General features: G+C 69.0%; 23 protein-coding genes and 1 pseudogene. 11 read left to right on the top strand and 13 right to left on the bottom strand.

Annotation, left to right across the window (positions count from 1 at the left end; translation table 11 throughout):
• Positions 1-503 precede the first annotated feature (503 nt).
• Positions 504-959 carry a polymorphic toxin-type HINT domain-containing protein gene (locus tag BSB02_RS43705; protein ID WP_084964896.1) on the bottom strand — a complete coding sequence of 152 codons (456 nt, stop codon included), beginning with the start codon at positions 957-959 and terminating at the stop codon, positions 504-506.
• Positions 960-978: 19 nt separating this feature from the next.
• Between BSB02_RS43705 and BSB02_RS32955 the strand changes: the two are divergent.
• Positions 979-2,354 (top strand): annotated as a pseudogene (locus tag BSB02_RS32955) (IS30 family transposase).
• Positions 2,338-2,658 carry an integrase core domain-containing protein gene (locus BSB02_RS32950; protein ID WP_143591449.1) on the top strand — a complete coding sequence of 107 codons (321 nt, stop codon included), beginning with the start codon at positions 2,338-2,340 and terminating at the stop codon, positions 2,656-2,658. Before BSB02_RS32955 ends, BSB02_RS32950 begins: the two are co-directional and overlap by 17 nt.
• A gap of 409 nt (positions 2,659-3,067) precedes the next feature.
• Here BSB02_RS32950 and BSB02_RS32945 read toward each other — a convergent pair whose 3' ends face one another.
• A complete protein-coding gene (locus tag BSB02_RS32945) occupies positions 3,068-3,760 on the bottom strand; it encodes a DJ-1/PfpI family protein (protein ID WP_084964894.1) in 693 nt (230 codons plus the stop codon).
• 506 nt (positions 3,761-4,266) lie between these two features.
• Between BSB02_RS32945 and BSB02_RS32940 the strand changes: the two genes are divergently transcribed.
• From BSB02_RS32940 to BSB02_RS32930, 3 genes are read left to right on the top strand one after another with little or no spacing between them, the layout of a single operon-like run.
• Positions 4,267-4,602 (top strand): ArsR/SmtB family transcription factor, encoded by a 336-nt coding sequence (locus BSB02_RS32940; protein ID WP_084964893.1) that lies wholly within the window; start codon positions 4,267-4,269, stop codon positions 4,600-4,602.
• Entirely contained in the window at positions 4,599-5,075 is a 477-nt protein-coding gene (locus BSB02_RS32935) for an SRPBCC domain-containing protein (protein WP_084964892.1), read from the top strand. Before BSB02_RS32940 ends, BSB02_RS32935 begins: the two co-directional genes overlap by 4 nt.
• A complete protein-coding gene (locus BSB02_RS32930; RefSeq protein WP_084964891.1) occupies positions 5,072-5,698 on the top strand; it encodes a dihydrofolate reductase family protein in 627 nt (208 codons plus the stop codon). The genes BSB02_RS32935 and BSB02_RS32930 overlap by 4 nt, the downstream gene beginning before the upstream one ends.
• A gap of 121 nt (positions 5,699-5,819) precedes the next feature.
• Here BSB02_RS32930 and BSB02_RS32925 read toward each other — a convergent pair whose 3' ends face one another.
• The 5 genes from BSB02_RS32925 to BSB02_RS32905 all read right to left on the bottom strand — a co-directional run bounded on the left by BSB02_RS32925 (position 5,820) and on the right by BSB02_RS32905 (position 10,229).
• Entirely contained in the window at positions 5,820-7,160 is a 1,341-nt protein-coding gene (locus tag BSB02_RS32925; protein WP_084964890.1) for an erythromycin esterase family protein, read from the bottom strand.
• Positions 7,161-7,182: 22 nt separating this feature from the next.
• Complete coding sequence (locus tag BSB02_RS32920; protein ID WP_084964889.1) at positions 7,183-8,505, bottom strand: erythromycin esterase family protein; 1,323 nt, start codon at positions 8,503-8,505, stop codon at positions 7,183-7,185.
• A gap of 139 nt (positions 8,506-8,644) precedes the next feature.
• Positions 8,645-9,187, bottom strand: coding sequence for a hypothetical protein (locus BSB02_RS32915; protein WP_084964888.1), 543 nt, complete (start codon positions 9,185-9,187; stop codon positions 8,645-8,647).
• Between the two features lie 208 nt (positions 9,188-9,395).
• Positions 9,396-9,668, bottom strand: a complete 273-nt coding sequence (locus tag BSB02_RS32910; RefSeq protein WP_084964887.1) for a YceI family protein — start codon at positions 9,666-9,668, stop codon at positions 9,396-9,398.
• 108 nt (positions 9,669-9,776) lie between these two features.
• Positions 9,777-10,229 carry a nuclear transport factor 2 family protein gene (locus BSB02_RS32905; protein WP_084964886.1) on the bottom strand — a complete coding sequence of 151 codons (453 nt, stop codon included), beginning with the start codon at positions 10,227-10,229 and terminating at the stop codon, positions 9,777-9,779.
• Between the two features lie 129 nt (positions 10,230-10,358).
• On the opposite strand from BSB02_RS32905, the gene BSB02_RS32900 reads away from it, so the two are divergent.
• On the top strand, positions 10,359-11,252 hold the full coding sequence (locus tag BSB02_RS32900; protein WP_240506865.1) for a LysR family transcriptional regulator: 894 nt from the start codon (positions 10,359-10,361) through the stop codon (positions 11,250-11,252).
• Between the two features lie 70 nt (positions 11,253-11,322).
• Here the strand turns inward: BSB02_RS32900 and BSB02_RS32895 are convergent, their stop codons facing one another.
• Positions 11,323-11,778 (bottom strand): Lrp/AsnC family transcriptional regulator, encoded by a 456-nt coding sequence (locus BSB02_RS32895; RefSeq protein ID WP_084964885.1) that lies wholly within the window; start codon positions 11,776-11,778, stop codon positions 11,323-11,325.
• 108 nt (positions 11,779-11,886) lie between these two features.
• Between BSB02_RS32895 and BSB02_RS32890 the strand changes: the two genes are divergently transcribed.
• The 4 genes from BSB02_RS32890 to BSB02_RS32875 all read left to right on the top strand — a co-directional run bounded on the left by BSB02_RS32890 (position 11,887) and on the right by BSB02_RS32875 (position 16,130).
• The gene (locus BSB02_RS32890; protein ID WP_240506857.1) at positions 11,887-12,729 is read left to right on the top strand and encodes an LLM class flavin-dependent oxidoreductase; all 843 of its coding nucleotides are present in this window, start codon (positions 11,887-11,889) and stop codon (positions 12,727-12,729) included.
• A complete protein-coding gene (locus BSB02_RS32885) occupies positions 12,726-13,151 on the top strand; it encodes a nucleoside deaminase (protein ID WP_240506856.1) in 426 nt (141 codons plus the stop codon). Before BSB02_RS32890 ends, BSB02_RS32885 begins: the two co-directional genes overlap by 4 nt.
• A 176-nt stretch (positions 13,152-13,327) precedes the next feature.
• On the top strand, positions 13,328-15,700 hold the full coding sequence (locus BSB02_RS32880) for an ATP-binding protein (RefSeq protein ID WP_084964882.1): 2,373 nt from the start codon (positions 13,328-13,330) through the stop codon (positions 15,698-15,700).
• A 58-nt stretch (positions 15,701-15,758) separates the two neighbouring features.
• On the top strand, positions 15,759-16,130 hold the full coding sequence (locus BSB02_RS32875; RefSeq protein ID WP_084964881.1) for a hypothetical protein: 372 nt from the start codon (positions 15,759-15,761) through the stop codon (positions 16,128-16,130).
• 22 nt (positions 16,131-16,152) lie between these two features.
• On the opposite strand, the gene BSB02_RS32870 is transcribed toward BSB02_RS32875, so the two are convergent.
• On the bottom strand, positions 16,153-16,809 hold the full coding sequence (locus BSB02_RS32870) for a maleylpyruvate isomerase N-terminal domain-containing protein (protein WP_084964902.1): 657 nt from the start codon (positions 16,807-16,809) through the stop codon (positions 16,153-16,155).
• 145 nt (positions 16,810-16,954) lie between these two features.
• Here BSB02_RS32870 and BSB02_RS32865 point away from each other — a divergent pair, with 145 nt between their 5' ends.
• Complete coding sequence (locus tag BSB02_RS32865; protein WP_084964880.1) at positions 16,955-17,173, top strand: hypothetical protein; 219 nt, start codon at positions 16,955-16,957, stop codon at positions 17,171-17,173.
• Here BSB02_RS32865 and BSB02_RS32860 read toward each other — a convergent pair.
• Genes BSB02_RS32860 through BSB02_RS32845 form a run of 4 tightly spaced genes read right to left on the bottom strand, consistent with a single transcriptional unit; the run spans position 17,138 to position 22,815 of the window.
• Positions 17,138-18,190 (bottom strand): ATP-grasp domain-containing protein, encoded by a 1,053-nt coding sequence (locus BSB02_RS32860; protein WP_084964879.1) that lies wholly within the window; start codon positions 18,188-18,190, stop codon positions 17,138-17,140. The two genes, BSB02_RS32865 and BSB02_RS32860, sit on opposite strands and share 36 nt — an antisense overlap.
• On the bottom strand, positions 18,187-18,843 hold the full coding sequence (locus BSB02_RS32855; RefSeq protein WP_084964901.1) for a GAF domain-containing protein: 657 nt from the start codon (positions 18,841-18,843) through the stop codon (positions 18,187-18,189). The genes BSB02_RS32860 and BSB02_RS32855 overlap by 4 nt, the downstream gene beginning before the upstream one ends.
• Positions 18,782-19,699 (bottom strand): S8 family serine peptidase, encoded by a 918-nt coding sequence (locus BSB02_RS32850; protein ID WP_084964900.1) that lies wholly within the window; start codon positions 19,697-19,699, stop codon positions 18,782-18,784. Before BSB02_RS32850 ends, BSB02_RS32855 begins: the two co-directional genes overlap by 62 nt.
• Positions 19,696-22,815 carry an AAA family ATPase gene (locus BSB02_RS32845; RefSeq protein ID WP_158088797.1) on the bottom strand — a complete coding sequence of 1,040 codons (3,120 nt, stop codon included), beginning with the start codon at positions 22,813-22,815 and terminating at the stop codon, positions 19,696-19,698. Before BSB02_RS32845 ends, BSB02_RS32850 begins: the two co-directional genes overlap by 4 nt.
• Position 22,816: the final 1 nt, after the last annotated feature.

Genomic DNA, 22,816 nt, shown 5'->3' with positions numbered 1-22,816 from the left:
ATGATGTGGCCAGCGGCTTCCGCACGAGGATGAAAAAGGTTCAGTCATCATGCGCGTTGCCCTTCCGTTCCGTCTCACGCCCGCAGGGACACGCGAGATCACGATCTACGGCTGCCGTACCAGACCTAAGTCACAACTGGTTTGCGAATCGAGCGATAGTGTCACACATTTCGCGCATCTCAGTTCGCTCGAAGCCAGTCCTCGTTTGAAACTCCCAATCCTCCAACTCTTGATCAGCCTCTCGTAGACCCGCAAGGATCATAAAGAGCTCACTCTTAGTCACCTCGACAGAGAAGGTGTTCTCTGTTAGTCTTTTAATTTCCATCACTACTCCATAGCTTACTTTAGGACTCTATCGAAGTAAGTTTTTCCATTTCTAGGCGCGAAAGCTGTGCCCAGATCGCGCGCCTTAGGATTGTAGATTACCACAACAGTGCCACGCCAAAAAGCTACCCTGCCTCCAGTGAAGGTTTTGGACTGCCCGTTTGCAATGACATCTTTGATCATTTTAGCAAATTCTTTACGGGTGCGGATTCCGGAAACTTCCCTCGCTCAACAACATGCTTTTCGAATGCGTGCCCCTGAGCTATAGTATTTGCCACGCGATCTGCAATTTGGCGAACTACAGCGGCTCCGCACGGAGCTGAATTATGAACGAGAACAGTAGTATCACTAACTACAACGTGGTACGTGTGGATATCGGCGACGGTGAGATTGTATACCGGCTGTGTCGCGATCCATCTCTGAATGCTGCTGATCTGAGCCCAGGTTCCCGTAGAGGTCTTGAGCCACTGCCCAGGCCGCAGCTCTCCAGTTAGGGCCCATGCCTCGAGGGAGGCTACCCAAAATGGATGCGCGGCTGTTGCTATTACCGCTGAGCCGTCGTTGCTCTCACCCGCAGAAGGCTGGAGGGCGGATTCAACCGGTCGTCGCAACACCTTGATCCTGAGGTGTTGCATGGGCAGACCAGCGGGGTGGATGACGACGCGCACCGGGCGGCCGGCGATGCGGTCACCGGGACGGCCTCCGATCCGCCGGGATGTGGAGCGAGCGTTCTGGAGGAAGATCGCCGAGAGGCTGACCAGCGAGGATGCGGCCCTGGCCTGCGGCGTGTCGGGGCCGGTCGGGTCTCGGTGGTTCCGCGAGGGTGGCGGCATGCCGTTGATCGAACTCAGCTCGCCATCAGGCAGGTACCTGTCGTTCGTCGAGCGGGAGGAGATCGCCCTGCTCAAGGCCCAGCACAAGGGGGTTCGCGAGATCGCGCGCTGCCTGGGCCGGTCGCCCTCGACGATCTCGCGGGAACTGCGGCGTAATGCCGCCACGCGAGGTGGCCGCCTGGACTACCGGGCATCGATCGCGCAGTGGAAAGCCGAACTGATGGCGCGGCGCCCCTAGACGCCGAAACTGGTCGCCAATGCCCTGCTACGGGAGTACGTGCAGGCCCGGCTGTCCGGTCAGCTCCAGGGGCCGACCGGCAAACCGGTGGCCGGTCCGCGGCCCTCGGCCTGGAAGGGCCGCAACAAGCCCCGGCGTCAAGACCGCCGGTGGGCGCTGTCGTGGAGTCCTGAGCAGATCTCCAACCGGCTCCAGATGGACTTCCCCGATGATGAGTCCATGCGCATCTCGCACGAGGCGATCTACCAGGCCCTGTTCATCCAAGGGCGCGGAGCGCTCAACCGCTAGCTGGTCGCCTGCCTGCGCACCGGTCGTGCGCTGCGCGTCCCCCGCGCCCGCAGCCAGCGTCAGGCCCGCGGCCATGTCACCCCGGACGTGGTGATCAGCCAGAGGCCCGCTGAGGTGGAGGACCGCGCCATTCCAGCCATTGGGAAGGCGACCTCATCATCGGCACCGACCGCTTCGCCATCGGCACGCTGGTGGAGCGCACGACCCGGTTCACCCTTCTCCTACACCTGCCCCGGATGGAGGGCTACGGCACCCAGGAACGGGCGAAGAACGGCCCCGCGCTGGCCGGCCGCGGCGCCGAAGCCGTCCGAGAGGCCATCACCAAAGAGATCATCGGATTGCCCGGGCAACTACGCCGCTCGCTGACCTGGGACCGCGGAACCGAACTGGCCCAGCACGCTCAACTACGCATCGACACCGGCGTGCAGGTCTATTTCGCCGACCCTCATAGCCCCTGGCAGCGTGGCACCAACGAGAACACCAACGGCCTGTTGCGGCAGTACTTTCCCAAGGGCACCGACCTGTCACGATGGAATGCCGAGGAGCTGGCCGCTGTTGCGTTCGCGCTCAACACCAGGCCCCGCAAGAGCCTCGGTTGGAGAACACCGGCTGAGGCTTTCAGCGATCATCTAAACTTGCTGCTGAGCAGCAGTGTTGCGACGACCGGTTGAACCTGAGGAGTACACCACGGCCCGCTACCAGGCCGAATGCGCCCGGCACGGAGTGGTTCAGTCGATGGGCCGGGTCGGCTGCGCGCTCGACAACGCCGCAGCCGAGGCGTTCAACAGCACCCTCAAGGTTGAGTACGTGCACCGGCAGCGCTTCCGCACCCGGGCCGAAGCACGGCTGAAGATCGCGACCTGGGTCGTCGACTTCTACAACACCAGGAGGAGACACAGCGCCAACGACGGGCTGCCGCCTGTCACATTCGAGCGTCAGATGATCGAGAAAGGCAAGCGTCAACGGCCCTGCTGAGGGCCGTTGTGGCATAGGACCGTCTCCACGCTTTCGGGGGATTGACACCTATCACTCTTCTCTCCGTGACACAAGAATCCACTGATCCGCCTCCACTCAACTCGGGGCACACCAGAGTCTCCGCCGATCCCGGCGCGGTTCAGTCGGGCGGCGGCATCGTTGACTCCGATCACAGGGCAGCCGGGTCTCGGGCCTTCACGGAGCGCATGCGACCGTCTGGGCGGCCGTCGATGGGCTTGATCGGTGACTGCGTTGACAACTCGATGATGGAATCGTGTTCTGAGGCTCTCGTCCACGTTGCACTGCTCAACCACCGGCGAGCTCGGCAGCAAGGTCGGCGAGGCTTCGGGCTGGCCGGCTGCTGCCGAGAGTCGCCGCACACCGAGGAGTGCGAGGCGGAACACTCTTGTCAGTCCAGGAGCCGGGCCAGTAGCGCGGGGTGGCCGGCCAGGCCTTCTCGCGCGAGCCCATCGATGGCGGGCTGGTAGGCGGCGCGGTCGAAACCCTCCCACTGCAATGGCCCCCGGGGTGGCTGCGGGTCGTATTCGATGAAGCGCTGCACCAGCTCTGCCATCTCGGCTCCGGCCCAGCGGTCCACCAGGTGCAGCGCCATGTCGATACCGGCCGAGACGCCCGCACTGGTGATCAGGCGCCCGTCCTCCACCCAGCGCGAGAAAACGGGGGTGGCGCCGAAGCGGGGCAGCAGGTGGTGGGCCGCCCAGTGGGTGGTGGCCTTGCGCCCCTGCAGCAGACCGGCGGCGCCCAGCACCAAGGAACCGGTGCAGACGGAGGCGATCACCTGCGCCTGTGCGGCCGCCTCCCGCAACCAGGCCAGCAACCGCTCGTTCGCCATGGCGGCGAAGGCGGGCGCCTCGCCGCCGGGCACCAGGATCGTGTGCGGTGCGGCGATCTGGTCGAAGCTGTGGCTGGGAGACAGGTGCAGCGGTGTGTCGGTGGCCACCGGCAAGGCGTCCTCGCCGACGACCGCGACCTTCCAGGAGGGATCGAACTTGGCGAGGGTCGCCATGACCTGCAGGGGGCCTACCAGGTCGAGTGGCGTCAGGCCCGGATAGGCGACGAGCGCGATGGTGTTGGCGGTCATGTCCGCACGCTGCTCGAACTCCGCTCGCGAACGAAGAGCACAACTCGACATATGGCAGGATTCTTGGGATGCCTGGCAGGCGGGACACCTAGGCTGGATACCTGGTGCGGTGTCCGTTGACGTTCACCTTGTCTCCGGTGGGTGTGGTGAGTCCTCGCCGGGTGGTGGGGCGGGCCGCTGCCCAGAGGCCGGCGCCACTGGTGTAGGCGCCACTTGGCGGCTGCCCTCCGGGACGGCCGAGCATCGCAACCGTTCGAACCCACCGGCGGTGGCGACAGCAGGGTGTGCGATCGCCGTGCGCCCCTGGTGGTGCCGACGATCACCAGAGCCCCCGGCTCGTCCGCGACTTCGTGGGCGACCTCCGCCAGCATCGGCTTGAGGTTCGCTCCGTTGTCGTAGGTCTTGGTCGCCCCGTACTGCGGCCCGCCCTGCCATGCCCGGACACCCGGGACGTTCTCAATACTTTGCCCTTGCGCTAAGTGTTACCGAGAGCAATACTTAGCCGCATGGCACAGTATTCGGCAGAGATCGACGGTGTGTTCGTCGCCCTTGCCGACCCGACTCGGCGCGGCGTCATCCAACGCCTTGGTCGTGGCCCGATGAGCGTGGGGGATCTCGCCCGCGAGTTCCCGATGACCCTTCCCTCCTTCATGAAGCATGTGCGGACGCTCGAGGCGAACGGCCTGATCCGCACGGTCAAGTCCGGCCGGGTGCGCACCTGCGTGCTGAACCGTGACCGTCTCGCTCTCGTCGACGACTGGCTCGCGGAACAGCGCCGGATCTGGGAAGACCGAACCGACCGGCTCGAACGCCTCGTCACCGATCCGAAGGAGCAACAATGAATCCCGATCTTGACCTGACCGTGGAGCGGGTCATCCGCGCCCCCCGCGCCGCTGTGTGGAGCGCGTGGACCGACCCGTCCCAACTTGAGAAGTGGTGGATCCCGGCCCCGGCCGTGTGCCGCGTCGACCGCCTGGACGTCCGGCCCGGCGGTGCGTTCGTGACGCGGCTGAGCGAGGACGGGGTGGAGTTCGTCCCGCACGTCAACGCGAGTTTCCTCGTCGTCGACGAGCTCGAGCGGATCGTGTTCACGAACGCGATCGACAGCTCCTGGCGCCCCGCGAATCCCGCGCCGGTCCCCATGACCGCCGAGATCACGATGAGCGATCATCCGGACGGCACGGACTACCGGGTCGTCGTCCGGCACGGCGATCCGGCCGCCCGCGCCCGCCACCAGGCACTCGGCTTCTTCGAAGGCTGGGGTACGGTCACCGGGCAACTCGCCGGGGTCGCGGAGAGCCAGGTCGCGCGATGAAGATCACTCTCATGCAGTTCGTCACCCTCGACGGGGTCAGCCAGGGCCCCGGCTCACCGACCGAGGACACGAGCGACGGCTTCACCCGGGGCGGCTGGCTCGTGCCCCACCTGGACGAACTCTTCGTCCGGCGTACCTCTGGCTGGCTGGATCTCGCCGACGGCCTGCTGCTCGGGCGGCGAACCTACGAAGCGTTCGCCCGGGACTGGCCACAGATCACCGACCCTGACGACCCGTTCGCCGAGCGGATGAACTCACTGCCGAAGTACGTGGTGACCAACACCCTCACCGAAGGGAGCTGGCACCCGACGACCGTGCTCCGCGGCGACCCGGTCCGGACCGTCGGGGAACTCAAGGCGCGGCCAGGAAGGGAACTCCAGATCCACGGCAGTGCGCGACTCGGCAACGCCCTGCTGGCGGCGGGCCTCGTCGACACGCTCCGGCTCGTCGTCGCCCCGACCGTGACCGGTTCCGGGCGGCGGCTGCTCGACCACCCGGGCGAACCCCTCGGCCTTCGACTCGTCCACCACGAGGTTACGGCGAACGGCCTGCTGCTGCTCCAGTACGAGACCGCCGGCGCCGCCCCGGTGGGGGAATACGAGGGCGTCACGGCCTTTGTCTAGTGCGGTGACTGGGTGAGCGTCCGGCGGGCGCCCTGCCGGACGATGGTGTCCGGGAGGGCGCCCGATACGGAATGCCGGTCAGCGGTAGTGGCCGGCATCGTCGCTTTCCGCCGGAAGGTGATCAGCGCAGCAGGCGTGTGGGTGTCGTCTCGCCCAGGTGCAAGACGGCGTCGAAGCCGCGCCGCAAGGAAGGGATGCTCATCATGTAGTCGGCGTCCCTCTTCGGGTCGTACGCGGTGCCGATGACCCGCATGGTCGCGGGTCCGTCCAGCCACCGCCGCACCACCGCGGGCGCTTCGGCGTGGAGATCGATGAGGTAGTTGTCATGCTCGGCCTTGCCGAGCTGGTAGTCCACCATGCGTGGCCCGGCCGGCGGGACGGTGAAGACAGACGGCTTGCCGGTCTCCCAGCCAAGCAGTACCCGCCCGTGACGGGAGACGGTGCCGATCGACACATACGAGCTGCCGTACCGCTTGCGCAGGTGCCCTCCGGCCATGGTCTTGTTCGCGAAGGCGACCGGGTTGGGCGGGAACTTCCAGGTCACCTGCGGGCTGGCGGTGGTGTGGACGTTGGCCGCGTTATAGACGATCTTGTGGTTGGTACGGCTGCGCCACCCGCCGACGAAGTCGGCGATGTACCGGTCCCGGATCGGCGCCTTGGCCTTGACGATGTCCTCGGCGTGGGACTCGTAGAACCCCAGGATCGCCTGCGCGTGCTGGACCGCCTCGTCACGGCTGGGGCCGGGAGGAAGGGACGAGACGAGCTTGGCCACCGCCCGGGCGTGGAGGATGAACTGTCGCCTGGCGGTGGGCGGCTGCTGGAAGTACCAGCCGAAGTGGGCTTGCGACGAGCCGCGGAACCGGATCGGGTCAAGGTGCCGGTCCAGCTCCTTCATCAGCTCCGGCGCCGCGGAACGGACGTGGCGCCGCACCTCCGTGAACGGAAGGGCCCGCAGCTCCATCACGTCGGGACCGAGGAAGCGCACCTTGTCCTCCTCCGCGCGGTCGCGGTTGAACGCGCGCATCCACCGCACCAGCTCCAGCATCGCCTCGCTGCGCCACTGGAAGCCCATGTCGGAGACGATGCGGCGCGGGTCGCCCCGGCCGGTGACGACGTACCGGTCGACGGCCACGCCGCTGCCCCAGCTCTCCTCCCACGCCACGGTGCGGAACCCGAGCTCTTCCACCAGGAACCGGATCATCCTGTGCCGTGCGGTGACCTGCTCGTGGGTGCCGTGGGAGGGCTCACCCAGCCCCACCACCGCGGCTTCGCCCACGATCCGCCGCAGCGGCTCCAGGTCGTCCACCGGCCCCGAGGCGTGGACGCTTGCCAGCGGTACGGCATGCGCGTTCACCCACGACACGATGGGCCGCTCGCCGGCGGCGGCAGGGCTCGCACCCGCCGCGCCGGCCAGCACCACGGCGGCCAGGGCCAGAGCACTACGCCTGGTCAGGTTCGTCATCGTCACAATGATCACTCTCTCTTCAGTTCCATGGCCGCGGCGGCGTGATGGCCTGCCGGTGGACGATCGCGTCGAATCCGGCGGCCAGGGAGGCGCCGGTCATGAAGTGGCCGGCGGGGTCGCTGCCGTCGAAGTAGCCGATGAGGCGGATCTTGGCCGGCGTCCGCAGCCATTGCTGGACCGTGGCCGGGGCTTCGGCGCGGAGATCCAGCAGGTACTGCTCCATGCCGACCTGGCCGAAGGGGGCGTCGGCCCAGTCCGCCGGCGGCGGGAGCACCCGCACCGGCTTGCCCTCGGGGTCGATGACCGTGCCGCGGGTGAAGGTGAAGCCGATCGACACGTACCGCTTGCCGTACCAGCGGCGCAGATAGGAGCCCGCGCTGTCGAAGGTCAGCGGCGGGACGGAGATGCCCGTGCCGGGTGCCGCGACGGTGTGCGGCGTCGCCGCCCAGTAGGCGATCTTGCCGCCCGTATGGCCGCGCCACCATCGCAGGTTCTCCGCCGCCCGCCGGTCCCGGTACTGGTGGAGGTTGGGATCGGCGTAGTACTCGTAGAAGGACAGAATCTGGCGAGCGTGGTGGAGGGCCAGCTCCTGGGCGCGGTCGCCCTGTCGCCGGGGCAGCGCGCGGAGCAGGTCGTAGACCGCTCGGGCGTGGCGAAGGTAGGGCTGTTTGTCGTCGTCGGGCAAGGCGTAGTACCGCTGGGCATGGGCGGCGATGTCGGTGGTGGCGGGCCGGATCGGATCAAGGTGCCGCGAAAGCTCCGGCAGGCGATGGGGAGCGACCGTGGCGACGTGGGAGGAGACGGCGTCGTAGGCGGCGTGACCGGTGGCGTAGAACTCCACACCCACGAACCGCACCTTGTCGGCGCGGCGGGTGTTGTAGTCGCGCAACCACCGCAGCACCGCCGCCACCTCCTGGGTCCGCCAGGTGTCGGTCATCTTGGCCATCACCGCGTCCAGGTCGCCCGTGCCGCCGAGGATGTACCGGTTGACCTCCAGGCCGATCGTCCAGTCCTCCTCCCAGGCGATGGACCGGAATCCCAGCTTCTCCACCAGGTAGCGCAGGGCGCGGTGCTTGAGGGAGATCACCTCGCTCGCGACGTGAGTGGACTCGCCCAGCCCGACGATCGGGGCGGCGCCGACGATCCCGCGCAGCGGAGCCAGGTCCTCCACCGGCGCGTCGGGAGCGAGCGTGGCGATAGGGGTGGCATGCCGGCTGATCCAGCCGGTGACCGAGGGGGTCACCGGGTGAGTGGGGGTGGCGTTCGCCGCCGCGGCCAGGGACGTCGCCGAGACGGTCGTCGCCAGGACGAGCGCCAGTCCGGGTCGTGTTCGGAGTCGCATGGTTTCCTCTCGTGGAAGTGGTGCGGTCCAGGCTTCCGGGCCGCTCTCTTCGGCGCGTCCTCCGCCGGGCGGCCGGGCCGCTACGCCGTTCGGCGTAGCGGGCCGTGCGCCGGCAGGCCTCTGCGGTGTAGCCGGGCGCCTATCGGGGAAGAGGCCGGCGTTCCGAGCGGCGTCCGCCGATGCGGCCCCACGGTTTGAAAACCGACAAGATGACCGCGACCATCAACAGGGTCGGCGCCACGAACACCGGATAGAGCAGGTCGCTCATGGGATGCTGCTCGGCCGTGCCCGCCTCGAGCCGCCGGCCGTACTCGGCCGCCTCCGCCACGCCGTACCGCAGAGAGAAGAGGATCAGCGCGCACATCAGCAGGTTGATCAGCAGCTTCACCACCACCCACCAGTAACGGACCAGGCCGTACTTGGTGCCGAGAGCGAGGACGGCACCTGTGAGCAAAGCGGCCACACTGGCGGCGAACATGGGCCAGACCGCGAAGATCTCGATCGCCTTCAGGCTGGTGGCCGCGATGTCCCGGCTGTCGGTGAGGACGGCGGTGAGGACCAGGGTGCCGAATGCCAGGTCCATCCCGACCCATGTGGCGATCGAGAAGACGTGCAGGACGAGCATCGTCTTGTAGGTGCGATGCCCCAAGCGTTTCGTCCCGGATCGCGTCTGGAGTCGCATGGCTTCCCTCTCGTGGCAGTGGGTCTGCGTGGTTGATGCAAGACTCCACGGCCGCCTCTCCTGGCGCGTCCTCCGCCAAGCGGCCGGGCCGCTACGTCGTCCGGCGTAGCGGGCCGTGCGTCGGCAGACCTTTGCGGTGTAGGAGAAGGCGCCACCGCCTGGCCGCATCGGCTCGGTTCAACCGGCCGCGTGTCCGTTCAGAGCCTCGTCAGGTTTGCCGGATCACGGTGACGTCGGACTCCAGCGCCACCTCCTTGCCGACCAGGCCCGTGGTGGCGGCCCAGTGCACGCCCCAGTCCTTGCGGTTGATCGTGGTGCTGCCCTTGACATGAATCCGGACATTGCCCTGCGGATCGTGTTCGGCGCCGGTCCACTCGAAGGCCACGGTGACCGGCTTGGTGACGCCGCGGATGGTCAGGTCACCGGTGAGTTCGAAGGCGGCCTCGCCGATCTGTTGCACCCCGGTCGAGGCGAAGGTGATGGTCGGGTGATCGCCAGGTTCAGGAACTTGCTGCGCAGCTGCTCGTCGCTCCTGGAGAAAAAGGGGAAGGGGTTGATCGTCCGGCTCCGAGCCGGTCGTGAGTCGAGCCTAGGCCTCGGGCGCTGTGGGAGGCGGCGAGCCCGCAAGCGGGGTGGAGTCGAGATATCTGACCTCATAGATGCGTTCGCTGAACTTCCAGCCGTCGGAGGTCCGCTGGTAGCGATCGTGGTACAGGGCGTAGTTCAGGTGTGAGCCGCCGTCGCGCATCCGCCCGAATTCCTGGATGTATGTACGGCCGGCCGCGGTGTCGCCGTCCAGCCGGATGACACCCGGGTGGACGTTCTGCACGAAGAACTCCCAGAGCCCTTGCCCCCACTCGATCCCCGCGCGGATCTCCTCCCGGCCGACGAATTCCTTGCCGACGTGCGGCCACCGCACCGCGGCCTCGGGCGTGAACAGCGATACGACGCGGTCGTAGTCGCGCATCATCACCGCGTCGGTGAGCTCGGCGCGCCGCGCCTCGATCTCGACGCGGTCGGCGATGGCCTGCATGTCGCTCATCGGGTTACCTGCCTTGTCGATGTGCCATCAGGCGTGTGCCGCCTGTCCGGATGGTGACGTGTCCAGCATCGAGGCAGGTCAGCGGCGGAACAATGTAAGCTTCGTGGGGCGATCCATAACTCTGGAGTTATGGTGGAGCTACGCGACATCGAGATCTTCCTGACGCTGGCCGAGGAGCTCCACTTCGGCCGCACCGCCGAACGGCTTCACGTGTCCCAGGCCCGCGTCAGCCAGGCCATCAGCAGACAGGAACGGCGCCTCGGCGTGGCGCTGTTCGACCGCACCAGCCGCCGCGTGACCCTGACCCCTGTCGGCCGGCGCCTCCGCGAAGACCTCCAGCAGGCCCTTGACCTCCTCCGGGCAGGACTCGCCCGCGCGGAAGCAGCCGGCCTGGGCGCGGGCCGGACCCTACGGCTGGGCGTCTTCGGCCATGCCGGACACGAACTCCGTCCCCTCGTCGAGGCGTTCCGTACCCGCTACCCCGGCGTCGACGTGCAGTTCGGCGAAATCTACGGCAGCGCCCCGTTCACCGCCCTGCGCACCGGAGACCATGACGTCCACGTGCTGTGGCTGCCCGTTGCCGAACCGGACCTCACGGTCGGCCCCATCGTGTACACCGGAGGTCGCGTGCTGGCCGTGTCGGCGGACCATCCGCTCGCCGATCGCGGCATCGCCTCCCTGGAGGACCTCGGTGACAACCACGTCGTGGACCTCGGCCCCGACGCCCCCGACTACTGGGTCGCGTCCATGGTCCCCATGCGCACACCGCTCGGCCGCCGCATCCCGCGGGGGCCCGCCGCGCGGACCTTCCACGAGGTCCTCTCCCTGGTCGCGGCCGGACATTGCGTCCACCCGCTGGGCGAGATCGCCGCCCGCTACAACAATCCCCCTGGCGTCGTCTTCCTGCCCATCCATGACGCCCCCGCCCTCCAATGGGCCCTGACGTGGCGCTCCACCGCCGACAGTCCCGCCATCCGCGCGCTGGCGCAGACCGCCGCGGACCTCGGCCCCCTCTCACTGTGAGGCCCCCTCTCACCGTGAGGCCCCCTCTCGCTGTGACGGCGACGATGGGCGGCGGCGGCGAGCTCGGCCGTCAGGCGTCTGGGGCTTGCCGCGGGCCGCGGTACGGCAGTGTCCGGCTGTAGACGATGTTGGTCGTGGTGCTGCCGAACTCGGCGAGTTCGCCGACGAGCCGTTCCAGATGGCGCATGGACGCGGCGGCGACCTTCAGCGTGTAGCAGTCGTCGCCGGTGGTCCGCAGGCATTCCAGGATCTCCGTCCGCTGGGCGAGCAGCTGGTGCAGCGGCTCGTGCCGGTTGCCCGGGTACTTGAGGCGGACGATGGCGAGCACCGTGAACCCGACCTTTTCCAAGTCGACCTCGGCGCGGTAGCCGGTGATGACGCCCGCCGACTCCAGGCGTCTGACGCGCTCGGTCGCCGCCGAGGAGCTGAGGTTGACCCGTCGGCCCAGCTCGGTGAGCGGGATGCGGCCGTCCCGTTGGAGCTCCACGAGGATCGCCCAGTCGGTCGCGTCGAGATTCTCGGCCATCCGGCGAATATACCGGCAAATCCACGGCGAATAGCCGCCTATGCCGGAAATATCCCCTTAATGGGGAGCTAACCGCCTGGATAGCCTGGACGGGTGATGCGAGTAGGCGTGAACGTTCCGAACTTCGGGCCCGGCACCGACCCCGGTGTCCTGCGCGACTGGGCGCAGACGGTGGAGGGGCTGGGCTTCGATCTGCTGATGGTCTCCGACCATGTCGTGGTGACGCCCGACGTGGCCGAGCAGTATCCCGCGCCGTTCTACGAGCCGTTCACCACCCTGGCCTGGCTGGCCGGCATCACGCGGCGGGTCCGGCTCGGGACCACGGTGCTGATCGCGCCGTACCGGCACCCGCTCCTGACCGCGCGCATGGCCGCCAACCTCAACCAGCTCAGCGGCGGCCGGCTGGTCCTCGGCGTGGCCTCCGGCTGGGCGCGGCAGGAGTTCGCGGCGCTCGGCGTGCCGTTCGAGCAGCGCGGGAAGCTGACCGACGACACCCTGCGCGCGCTGCGGGCCGCCCGGGAAGACCTCGAGGACTACCGCGCCGGGCCGATACCGCTGTGGATCGGCGGCAACAGCGACGCCGGCATACGCCGGGCGGTCCGCCTCGGCGACGCCTGGCATCCGCTGCGCAACACCCTTCCCTGGCTGCGTGAGGCGGTCGGCAGGATGAAGGTCATCGCCGGAGAACGGCCGGTACCCGCGTTCGCCCCGCGCATCATCCTGCGGATCACCCGCGAGCCGGTCACCGGTCCCGGCCGCCTCGCCGGCGAGGGCACCATCGACCAGGTCGTCGAGGACCTCGAGCAGCTACGGCTGCTCGGCGCCGAGACGGTCGTGCTCGACCCGTTCGACGGCGATCCGGCCGAGACGCTCCGCCCAGAGGCCAAATGGCAGATGCTCGCAACCCTCGCCGCCCACTGGGATCTTCCCCCGAGAACGGAGCAACCGTGACACAGGACGAGGAACGACTTCTCCGCCGCGCGATCGAGCTCGCGGCCGTGGCGCGGGCGAGCGGCAACCCGCCGTTCGGATCGCTGCTGGCCGGCCCGGACGGCCGCATCCTCGCCGAGGAGCACAACACCACGCTCACCGACGCCGACATCAGCGCGCACCCGGAGCTGAAGCTGGCCCGCTGGGCCGCCCGCGAGCTCGATCCCGCCACTGCGGCCGCCACCACCATGTACACCAGCTGCCAGCCCTGCATCATGTGCACGGGGGCGATCCAGCGGTCCGGGCTCGGCCGCGTCGTGTACGCCCTGTCCGAGGAGCAGCTCAACGACCTCAAACCGGGTGGCGGCTGGCCGCACGTCCCCCAGGAGGGCCCGGCCCTGTACGACGAGGCGCGCCTGCCGGTCGAGGGCTACTATCAGTGAGCCGTCGTACGGCGGAGCCATGGCCTCGCCGTACGACCTGGCACTGTCTCCAGACGTTGTGCGCGTGGCCCGGACGAGGCCGCCAGACAGGTGCGACTGCCCGGTGATGTCGTGGTCGACAGACTGGCTGGCATGATCGATGGTGTGAGCGGCAAGGACCTGCGGGAGGCGTCGTGATGTCCGCCGAGACGCGGGGAGGTGACGACACCGGCCTCCCGCCGGAGGGCGCCACCCTGGGGACGCTGCTGCGCGCGTGGCGGGAGCGGGCCTTGCTGACCCAGGAACAGCTCGCGAGGAAGACCGGCCTCAACGTCCGGACCATCCGCAGGCTGGAAAGCGACGCGCTGCGGCGGCCTCGCAGCGCGTCGGTGCAGCTGCTCGCCGAGGCTCTCGGCCTGGAGGGCGCGGAGCGGGCGGCGATGGTCGCGGCCGCCGGCGGTGCGTCGACCACGCCGGCTACCGGTGATCGGGCCGCGCCCCGCCAGGACCCGGGCGTGCCGGGGTGGCCACCGACGCCACGGCAGTTGCCAGCCGATGTCGTGGCCTTCGTCGGGCGGGCACGCGAACTGTCGCTCATCGAGCGGGTCCATGGCGCGACCGCGGGGACGGTCCTCGTCATCGACGGCATGGCCGGTATCGGCAAGACCGCCCTGGCCGTGCACGCGGCGCACAGGATGGCCGGACACTTTCCTGACGGGCATCTGTACGTCGACCTGCGCGGCCATGATTCCGGCCGGAGCATGGCACCGGCCGATGCGCTCGGATACCTGTTGCGCAGCCTCGGCGTGCCGGCCGAATGGGTCCCCGCCGACGAGCAGGAGCAGGCCGCCGCCTACCGTTCCCTGCTGGCGGACAAGCGCATGGTGGTGGTGCTGGACAACGCGCGCGACGTCCCCCAGGTGGAACCGTTGCTGCCCGGCAGCCCCGGATGCCTGACGATCATCACCAGCCGCGCCACCCTGGCCGCTCTGGACGGCGCCACCCGCCTGCACCTGGATGTCCTGAGCGAGCCGGAAGCGCTGGCCATGCTCGCCCACCTGGCCGGTCCGGATCGGGTGGAGGCGCAGCCGGAGGCGGCGGCCACCGTCGTGCGGCTGTGCGCGATGCTGCCGCTGGCCATCCGGCTCGCCGGAGCGCGGCTGGCCGCCCGGTCCGCCTGGCCCATCGCCACCCTTGTCGAGCGGCTGGCCGATCGCACCCGTCGGCTCGACGAGCTGCGGGCGGGCGAGCGAGCGGTACGGGCCAGCTTCGCCGTGAGCTATCACGCGCTGGAGACCAGCAAGGATCCCGTCGACCGGGAGGCGGCCAGGGCGTTTCGCCTTCTCGGCGCTCTGGAGTGGGCGGAGATGAGCGTGCCGGTCGCCGCTTCCCTTCTGGAGGTGCCCCAGCTCCGCGCCCGGGAGATGCTGGAGCGCCTCGTCGACGATCGCCTGCTGGACCTGGCGGCCCCAGGCCGCTATCACACCCACGACCTGCTCCGTCTGTACGCACGAGAGCTCGCCGACGACGAGCCCGAAGCCCGGCGCCGCGCCGTACGGCGACGCGCCCTGGAGTGCTATGTCGCGGCGGCGGAGAAGGTCAATCTGCTGCTCAACCCGCTGACGCACCACACCCCGGCGGACGCCGTCGGCAGTCCTCATGGGGAGTTCCCCCTGTCCACCCCCGCCGACGCGACAGCCTGGATCGACAGCGAGCGTGACAACCTCCTGGCCATCGCCCGCCAGGCCGCCGTCGACCCAGGCGCCGCACCCGCCCTCGTCGTGCGGCTCACCGCGGCTCTCAACCGGCCTTACGACCTGCGGGGACACTGGCAGGACATCATCACGATGCGTCAGCTGGCCGCGCGCACCGCACGTCGCCTCCATGACCATCGCGGCGAGGCCTTCGCCCTGCAGGACCTCGGGTGGACCCATGTGCGGGTGGGGCACGCGGCCGAAAAGGCGCTCCGGACCGCCCGGCGGGCGCTGAAGATATGGCGCGAGATCGGTGATCGCCGCAGTGAACAGGCCTGCCTCAACATCCTCGGCTTCGCCCACCGTCAGCTGGAGCAGTACACCAAGGCGGTCGAATGCCTCGAGCAGGCGCTCGCCATCTGCCGGGACATCGGCCATCGCTACGGCGAGGCGACGACCCTGGACCATCTGGGCCTCGTGTATCAGCGGTTGGGCCGCTTCGAGGATGCGATCGCCTGCCATCGCGACTCACTGGCCATCACCAGGGAGCTCGGCCAGCGGTACGGCGAGGCCACCGCGCTCGGCAACCTGGGATGGGCTCACCACCGCACCGGTGACTCGGCCCAGGCCGTCCCCCTCTACCAGCAGAGCGCGGCGATCGCGCGCGAGGCCGGGGACCGTTACCAGGAAGCCGAATCGCTGTGGGGACTGGGCGAGGCGCACCACGACCTCGGCCACCGCGACCAGGCGCGGCGCCACTGGGACCGGTCCGCCGCCATCCTGGTCGAGATCGGCGCCCTCACCGAGAACGCGGCTCGCGCGCTCCTCGACTGGCCGGTTCCCCCGACTCCTGAGATCATCCGGCGCAACACCTGACGGCCACGGCGATCGGCAGCGCGGGGCCGGTCGGGTCGTCCTTGGAGGCGCCAGCAAAATGATCTCCGGGCTTGCCGCCCACGGCCTGACCGATGACTCGACGGTGGTGGATCTCGGATCCGGGACGGGGCAGTTCGCGCTGGAGCGGATCGCCGGGATGCTGCGGCGCGGCGGGGTGCTGCGGCTGTGCGACCTGATCTACGACTTCCATCCGTCACAGGCGAAGGAGGTGTTCGAGCGTTGGCTGGACGGCGCCGCCGCCGATCCGGCCTCGGGCTATACCCGGGACGACTACATCGAGCACATCCGCACGGAGCACAGCACCTACCGGTGGCTGCTGGAGCCGATGCCGGCCACCGCCGGCTTTGAGATCGTGGCCGTGAAGTTCCAAGGACCGGTGTACGGCGCCTACACCTGCGTCAAACGCTGAGCAGGGGTGCGTCTACGGACGATCAAGTGAGGATGAGCGGGAGTTTGGCGGCCGGCTCGCCCAGATCGGCTTTCTCCGCATCGGTCGGGGCCCGCCGTCCGGTGCCGACCAGCAGCGCGTCCCGGTCGGACAGCGAGGCGGGGAACGCCGCCCCGGCGATCCTCTCCAGCATCTCGCGGGACCGGGCCAGCCCCTCGGCGGGCGGCTCGGCCACATCCGGGAGGTGCGCGATCAGGTCGAGGTGGTGCAACGTCCACTCCAGGACGTAGGCGGACAGGTAGTCGGCCACGGTGAGGACCTGGCCGCGGGTGCCGACCCGAAGTCCTGGATCGGCGAGCTCGGCGGCGCGGCCGGCGGCGGAGCCGACGTCGTCGAGGTGGAACTTCAGCAGCCACGGCTCCTGGTAGGCGGCGGCCAGCCGGACGATCAGCGCGTCCAGCGGGTCGTCACCGGTCGGCGGCTTGTCGGCGATCTCCCAGTAGGTCACCGCGTCGCGGGTCGGCTCGGTGTCGGCGGGGGTCGCCAGGGTGATCAGGACGTCCTGCGCGTCGATGATCAGGTGGCACACCAGGTCCCGCACGAGCCAGCCGGTACAGCCGGACGGCCGTGCGAAGTCCTCGTCCGGCAGGTCGGCGACCGCCGCACGCAACGCCGCCCACGAGCGCGAGAAGAGATCCACATCGGCACGGTAGTGCGGCGCCGGAAGGGCGGACAAGCGTATTCGGGCGGTCGCGCGAGCAACCGCACGGCCGGGTCGGTCGGCTTGCCGGAGACGCCAGACCCATGATTCGTTACATGTCAACAAAGTGAGTAGGCCCGGTCGTATGAGCGTGCAGTGCGACGCGTGGCTGGCCTATCGCCCGCTACGCCAGCTGGTGGACGCCCGGATCGCCCGTGAACTGGAGCAGCAGTCCGGGCTCTCGATGCCCGACTACGAGGTGCTCGAGGCCGTCGCCGAGATGTCCGCCATCGCGCGGACGCTCTCCCAGGAGGGCGGGCGCTCCCGGTCACCCGGTCATCAGCGGCAGCAGCCCGGCACCTGACCTGTCGACACGGCCTCCGGCGTGGCGATGCCGGTCGCGTATCGCGCAGGCGATCGTCCTGCTGATCGACCGCACCCCCGCGCGCCGTTCGTACCACCGCCAGTCGCCGTCGAAGTTCACCTCCAGGAACACCGGGCCGTCGTCGGCCAGCAGCACGTCGAACGCGCCGAAATGGAGCTTCCAACGCGCCGCCAGGCAGGTGACGAGCGCCGCCACCTCCGGAACGTCCTTCGTCTCGCGCACCTGGACCGATTCCTGGTCCCGCCAGACGGCATCAGGTGAAGGCTTCCGCACCTCCAAGGTGATCAGCTTCCCCTGGATGAAGTAGACGCGGTACTCCGCTTCGTGCCGTACATACTCCTGAATGACCAGTGGCGAGGTTTCCGGCAATCTGTCGCGGCTCTGGATGTCGGCCCGCGACCGGACGCATGGGAAGATCCCCTCGAGGGTGCCAGGAACCCTCTCGACGAAATGCATGCCGAGCGTCTTGACGATCAGCATGTCGCCGGAGAACCGCCGGGCCGCTTCGACGGGGTCGGTGCTCACGACCGTCGGGGGGACGCGGATGCCGACTCTGACGGCGTCGGTGAGCTGCTGCAGGAGCCCGAGCCTGGGACCCGGCCAGGCGACGGAGGCCAGCGTCGGCGCCTGCCGGACGAGGGCGAGCCAGGAGTCCCTGCGAAGGACATCGGCGGAGGTCCGCGGAACCGCCATGGCCGAGGGCCAGAACCTGCGTGTCCAGCAGGCTGTGATCCGTACCCGGTCCCCGTCGATCCGCAGGATCCCTGGAGTGTCCAGGTCGAGCTCGATCGAGCTGAGGCTGTCGGCGTCGATCCGGCGGGACGGCACGCCGAGGACGGTGAGGAGCCTGGTCAGCTCCGACACCTCCGGATCGGCTCGCCTGGTGAAGAAGACGACGCATCCGTCGGCCGCCGAGTCTCCCGAAGGGGGCGGGCGGACCTGGTCGTCCGCGGGAGGGGTCAGCCGGAAGGTGTACTGCTTCAGGAGCGCTGTCACGGCTCCTTCCGTCCGCCGATCAGCACCTCTTCCGCCGCCGTCAGCAGGGTGAGCGCCAAGGCCATGGCGGGTTCGTCCGCTGTCCTCATGCCATGCCCGATGCGGTCGAGCAGCAGCGCGTTCTCTTCGCTCAGCGGCGCTCCGGTGCCCCCATGGCGGGCCCGGATCAGGATCTCCAGGCCGATGGCGGCCTGGACGGCGAGAAGCCCCAGCACATCGAGGTCGGCCAGCTCACTGCGGGAGGGGACCGAAGGATCGAGGATCTCCAGGACCCCGACGCAATCGCCACCCCTGGTCAGGGGCGCGGCCATGAGGCTGGTCGGCACGTATCCCGTTGATTCCGCGGAGGACCTGGAGAAGTGGGTGCTTCCCGAGAGATCGTCGATGCAGACCGCCTGGCCGCTCATCGCGACCCAACCGGCGATGCCGGTCCCCGCAGGGAAGCGGGTGCCGGGCAGGTGCGCGTCGCCCTGGCCGGCGACCGCTTCGAAAACCAGGTCACCGGTGTCGCCGTCGATCAGGAAGATCGACGATGCCGCGGCGCCGAAGACGTGGCGGGCGAGCTGGACTATCGAATGCAGCAGCTGCCGTTCAGTCAGTGGCGCCTGCCGGTCCGGACGGGAATTCGGCAGGGAGTAGTTCTGCAGGGGCATGGCGAGCTCCATCGCGTCTTACGTTGCGCGCGGTTTGGTACAGCACGGACTTGAGTTGGAACGGCGTGAGCCAGCGGTGCTTGCTCAAGATCAAGGCACACAGACCCGTGATGTGGGGCGTGGCGAAGCTGTTGCCGGTATTGCGGGTCCGCCCTCCTCCGGGCGAGGCGACGGGGACCGCCAGACCTCTGGCAAGGAAATCCACCGGTGGGCCGGGGTTGTAGTAGTGGAGGAAGGGGTCGGGCTGGTCGTGGCTGGCGACTGAGATCACCGACGCGAAGGGCCACGGGAAGCTGTGCACCGGCAGGTTGTGCGCGGACACGACGAGGACCGAGCGCCGGAAGTAGGCCTGATCGGCCAGGTCATGGAGCCGGGGCAGGAGCAGGAGCTTCGTGGTCGACAGGCTCAGGTTGATCAGGTCGAATCCCGAGTCGATCGCCCAGCTGAGACCCGCCAGCAGGGCCTGGCCGCTTCCGGTGATGGAGTCGGTCAACACCCGCATCGACGACAGCGAGGCGTTGGGGGCCATCGACCGGATGATGCCGGCACAGGCGGTGCCGTGCCCGGCCGTGTCGATCGCCTCGGCCGGCACGACGGCCGGCTCGTCCGATCTCTCCCAGGCGACGGTCATCGCCTGGTCGACGGGGGCGACGAGCGGATGAGTGCCGTCGACTCCGCTGTCGACGATACAGACCCGGATTCCGCTCCCGTCGGCTCCGCCCCACGCCCATTCCGGTGTGATCCCCGCCAGGTGAGTCGCGGGGAAGTCGGGGAGCGGCCGTCGCGAGGTGGGCGCGCCCCAGGCGGGTACGCCGGGGAAGTGCTCCGACACCGAGCCACGCCAGGGCAGGGTCACTTTTCGTCTCCGTCGTCGGTCGCGGCCCAGCGGCGTACGGCTCTCGCCGGCAGGCTGGCGCCTTTGGCCAGGTAGTAGGCTTCGGCCCGGGCCGCGGCGAGCGCGGCCTCGGAGGTTCGCCCGGTCGTCCGCGCGATGACCGCGAACTCATGCCAGGCGTCACCAAGCAGGCAGGGATCGTCGCCGGCCATCGCGTCGAGCGCGCGCCGGGCCAGGGCGTGGCCCTCGTCCGGATGTCCGTCCAGGCAGGCGAAATGGGCCTGGAGCAGGTGCAGCCAGGTGCGGGCACGGGCGACGAGGCCGGCGTCGCCCTCTGCCGCGCTCAGGTTCGCGAACGCCGCGCGGGCTGTCTCATGGTGTCCCGCGCGGAGAATCTCGCGCACCGCGTAGATCTCGAGGGTCAGAGCGGGCTGAATGTGGCCCAGGTTTCGCAGCATCGCCGCCGCCTCGGCGAACCGCCTGCTCGCGAGGACGTTGTCACCGGTCAGCGAGAGCAGGATCGCCTCCGACTGGCTGATCGCGATCTCCGGGAAGGCCGCGTGCAAGGCCGAGGCGGTTTCCCGCGCGGCGGACAACGCGGCACGGGCCTCGTTCACCTTTCCGGCAAGGGCGAGGAGGCGCGCCTGGGTGGCCAGGACAGGGATCAGGAGCAGCCGATCGGCTTCGAACCGCCGCAGCAGCTCGTCGCACAGCTCCAACCCGTCGGCGACGGTCGTGGGGGACCATTGGACGAGTTCGCAAAGGGCGCTGGAGAGCCGGTTCTCGATCCAGTGCTCGTCGAGCAGCCGTGCGCGGGCCAGCGCCTTCCTGAATTCCGATTCGGCCCTGCCCACCTGGTCGGCGCTGAACTCCACGAAAGCCGCGAACTGGTGGAGCAGGCACCAGTTCATGTCATCGTCTGCGGCTTGGCGGAGGTCGGACTCATGGCGTGCCAGATTCGCCGGCGCCGTTTCCAGGCTGAGATGCCCCAGGCGGAAGCGGATGATGTCGCGCTGCAACGTCAGGGGCATGCGACCGGCCGTGTCTGTTTCCCGCAAGCCCTCCTCGAGCACCCGCAACGCCCGATCACCCTCACCCTGTGCCAGGAGAGCCTCGCTCAGCCGTACGGTGATGTCGGCGAACCGGCGGCCACGCCCGGTGTGCAGGGTGAGTGCCCGCCCGAACAGCGATCCCGCGGCCTTCGCGTCACGGCGATGCAACGCCGTCGTCCCTTCCTGGACGAGGAGCTTCACCGCCTTCGCCGACAAGGCAGGCAGGCGCGGATCGCCGGGGGCGACCTCGCCGAACAACAGGCTGGCCCGTTCCGCGTGGTACATCGTCTCCGTCGGTGGCGTCCTGTCCGCCAGCAGCGCATGCGCCTCCGCCCGCAACGCCTTGGCAGTCATCGCATAGCAGGTGTCGCGGATCAGGGTTTGCGCGCGCAGGCGCCCTGCCCCGAGGGGCTGGACGAAGTCTCGCCGCACCAAGCGCTCGAGCGCGCCGATCACTTCCTCCCGGTCCAGGCCGTCCCGCGCGGCGAGGATCAAGAGCCGGTCGACGTCGAACTCCTGGCCGCACACGGCGGCCCATTGCAGGGTGCGCAGCTCCGGCGCGGGAAGGGCGTCGATCCGGGCGCGCAGCAGGGCGGAGATCGTCGGCGGAGGCGTCGACGTGGCCGACCCCTGGTCAGCCAGCGCGTCGATCATCGCCGCGACGAACAACGGGTTGCCCGCGCTGAGTTCGACGATCTCTGCCGTCGCCGAGCTCCGTGCATGGCCTGCCACCTCGGCTTCCCCCACCGCCAGGGTGTCTATGAGCTGCACCGTTTCGGCCGGGCTGAGCGGTGCGACCCGGACCCGGGAAGCTTGATCGATGCCCAGGTGCGGATGGTTCTCGAGCAACTCGTCCCTGGCGACCCAGACGATGAGGACGGGCAAATCCGACAACTCCCGCGCCAAAATCTTGATCAACCCCAGGAACACCCCCTCTGCCCAGTGCAGGTCCTCCCAGACCAGAACCAGGGGATGACGTGCGGCCAGTGCCCTGAACAGGTGCGTGGCCGCCCACCCGATCTCTTCCACGCCGACCGGCGGACCGCCTTTCGGAGACTCACCGCCGCAGACGGCCGTCAGGGTCCGGTATGCCCGTCGGCCGCTCTCGCTCGCGCCGAGCGCCTGCCGGATATGAGCCCAGCCGCCGGGCACGGAGTCGTGGAGCATGGAGATCAGAGGATGGAACGTGATGTCCCTGCCGTACGGCTGGCACGAGCCGGTCAGCACCAGGGCCTGCCCGACCTCCCGCCGGGCGGCGAACTCCAGCATCAGCCGTGTCTTGCCCACGCCGGGCTCGCCGTGCACGAGAAGACAGCGGCCCCTGGCGTCGGCCACCACCTGGCCATAGGAGGCGAGCAGCCGCCGGAGCTCTTCGGCCCGCCCGATCATGGGAGCCCGGACGGCCGGGGACTCCACTGTCACGGACGTGACCCGCCACACGCGCTCGGGCTCGGCCTTTCCCTTGAGGACGAGCGGCGGGAGTTCCGCCAGCCCGGCACGGCCGCGCACGAGCTGTGCCACCTCGGCGTTCACCAGGATTTGGCCGGGCTGCGCGGCGCTCTGGAGCCGTGCGGCGGTGTTCACCGTGTCACCGACGATCCGTAACTGCGCCCCGGGGCTTGCGATGACCACGGCCTCCCCTGAGCTGACGCCGCAATGAACGTCGAGTCTGATCTGCATCGGCAGCATGCCGTCGCTCAGCTTCCGGACAGCCGCGACCACGGACCAGGCGGCCCGTACCGCCCGCAGCGCGTCGTCCTCGTGCGTGACCGGAACGCCGAAGACGGCCATGATGGCGTCGCCGATGTACTTCTCGATCAGCCCGCCGTGTTCGGTGATGTGCTCGCTGCAGGCTTCGTAATATCGGTAGAGCACGTTGCGCAGCAGCTCGGGATCGAGCTGCTCGCCCAGCTTCGTTGAATCCACCAGGTCGACGAAGAGAACGGCGACGTTCTTGCGGGATTCCGGACCGGTGTCGGCGGCCCGCGCCACGGCTCCGCACGTGGAGCAGAACCGGGCGTGGGCTGTCAGCCGCGCACCGCACGCGCTGCATGCCGACTGCTCGGCGCCGGCGTCCCCGCCCACG

The sequence above is a fragment of the Thermoactinospora rubra genome (assembly GCF_002093975.1).
GTDB classification, from domain to species: Bacteria; Actinomycetota; Actinomycetes; order Streptosporangiales; family Streptosporangiaceae; genus Nonomuraea; species Nonomuraea rubra_A.
This window is presented reverse-complemented; position numbering and strand designations above follow the sequence as displayed.

Excerpts from the sequence above, each read along its gene's own strand:
- BSB02_RS43705 (WP_084964896.1), bottom strand. The coding sequence starts at position 959 with ATGCAACACCTCAGGATCAAGGTGTTGCGACGACCGGTTGAATCCGCC.
- BSB02_RS32945 (WP_084964894.1), bottom strand. The coding sequence starts at position 3,760 with ATGACCGCCAACACCATCGCGCTCGTCGCCTATCCGGGCCTGACGCCA.
- BSB02_RS32940 (WP_084964893.1), top strand. The coding sequence starts at position 4,267 with ATGGCACAGTATTCGGCAGAGATCGACGGTGTGTTCGTCGCCCTTGCC.
- BSB02_RS32935 (WP_084964892.1), top strand. The coding sequence starts at position 4,599 with ATGAATCCCGATCTTGACCTGACCGTGGAGCGGGTCATCCGCGCCCCC.
- BSB02_RS32930 (WP_084964891.1), top strand. The coding sequence starts at position 5,072 with ATGAAGATCACTCTCATGCAGTTCGTCACCCTCGACGGGGTCAGCCAG.
- BSB02_RS32925 (WP_084964890.1), bottom strand. The coding sequence starts at position 7,160 with ATGACGAACCTGACCAGGCGTAGTGCTCTGGCCCTGGCCGCCGTGGTG.
- BSB02_RS32920 (WP_084964889.1), bottom strand. The coding sequence starts at position 8,505 with ATGCGACTCCGAACACGACCCGGACTGGCGCTCGTCCTGGCGACGACC.
- BSB02_RS32915 (WP_084964888.1), bottom strand. The coding sequence starts at position 9,187 with ATGCGACTCCAGACGCGATCCGGGACGAAACGCTTGGGGCATCGCACC.
- BSB02_RS32905 (WP_084964886.1), bottom strand. The coding sequence starts at position 10,229 with ATGAGCGACATGCAGGCCATCGCCGACCGCGTCGAGATCGAGGCGCGG.
- BSB02_RS32900 (WP_240506865.1), top strand. The coding sequence starts at position 10,359 with ATGGTGGAGCTACGCGACATCGAGATCTTCCTGACGCTGGCCGAGGAG.
- BSB02_RS32895 (WP_084964885.1), bottom strand. The coding sequence starts at position 11,778 with ATGGCCGAGAATCTCGACGCGACCGACTGGGCGATCCTCGTGGAGCTC.
- BSB02_RS32880 (WP_084964882.1), top strand. The coding sequence starts at position 13,328 with ATGTCCGCCGAGACGCGGGGAGGTGACGACACCGGCCTCCCGCCGGAG.
- BSB02_RS32875 (WP_084964881.1), top strand. The coding sequence starts at position 15,759 with ATGATCTCCGGGCTTGCCGCCCACGGCCTGACCGATGACTCGACGGTG.
- BSB02_RS32865 (WP_084964880.1), top strand. The coding sequence starts at position 16,955 with ATGAGCGTGCAGTGCGACGCGTGGCTGGCCTATCGCCCGCTACGCCAG.
- BSB02_RS32855 (WP_084964901.1), bottom strand. The coding sequence starts at position 18,843 with ATGCCCCTGCAGAACTACTCCCTGCCGAATTCCCGTCCGGACCGGCAG.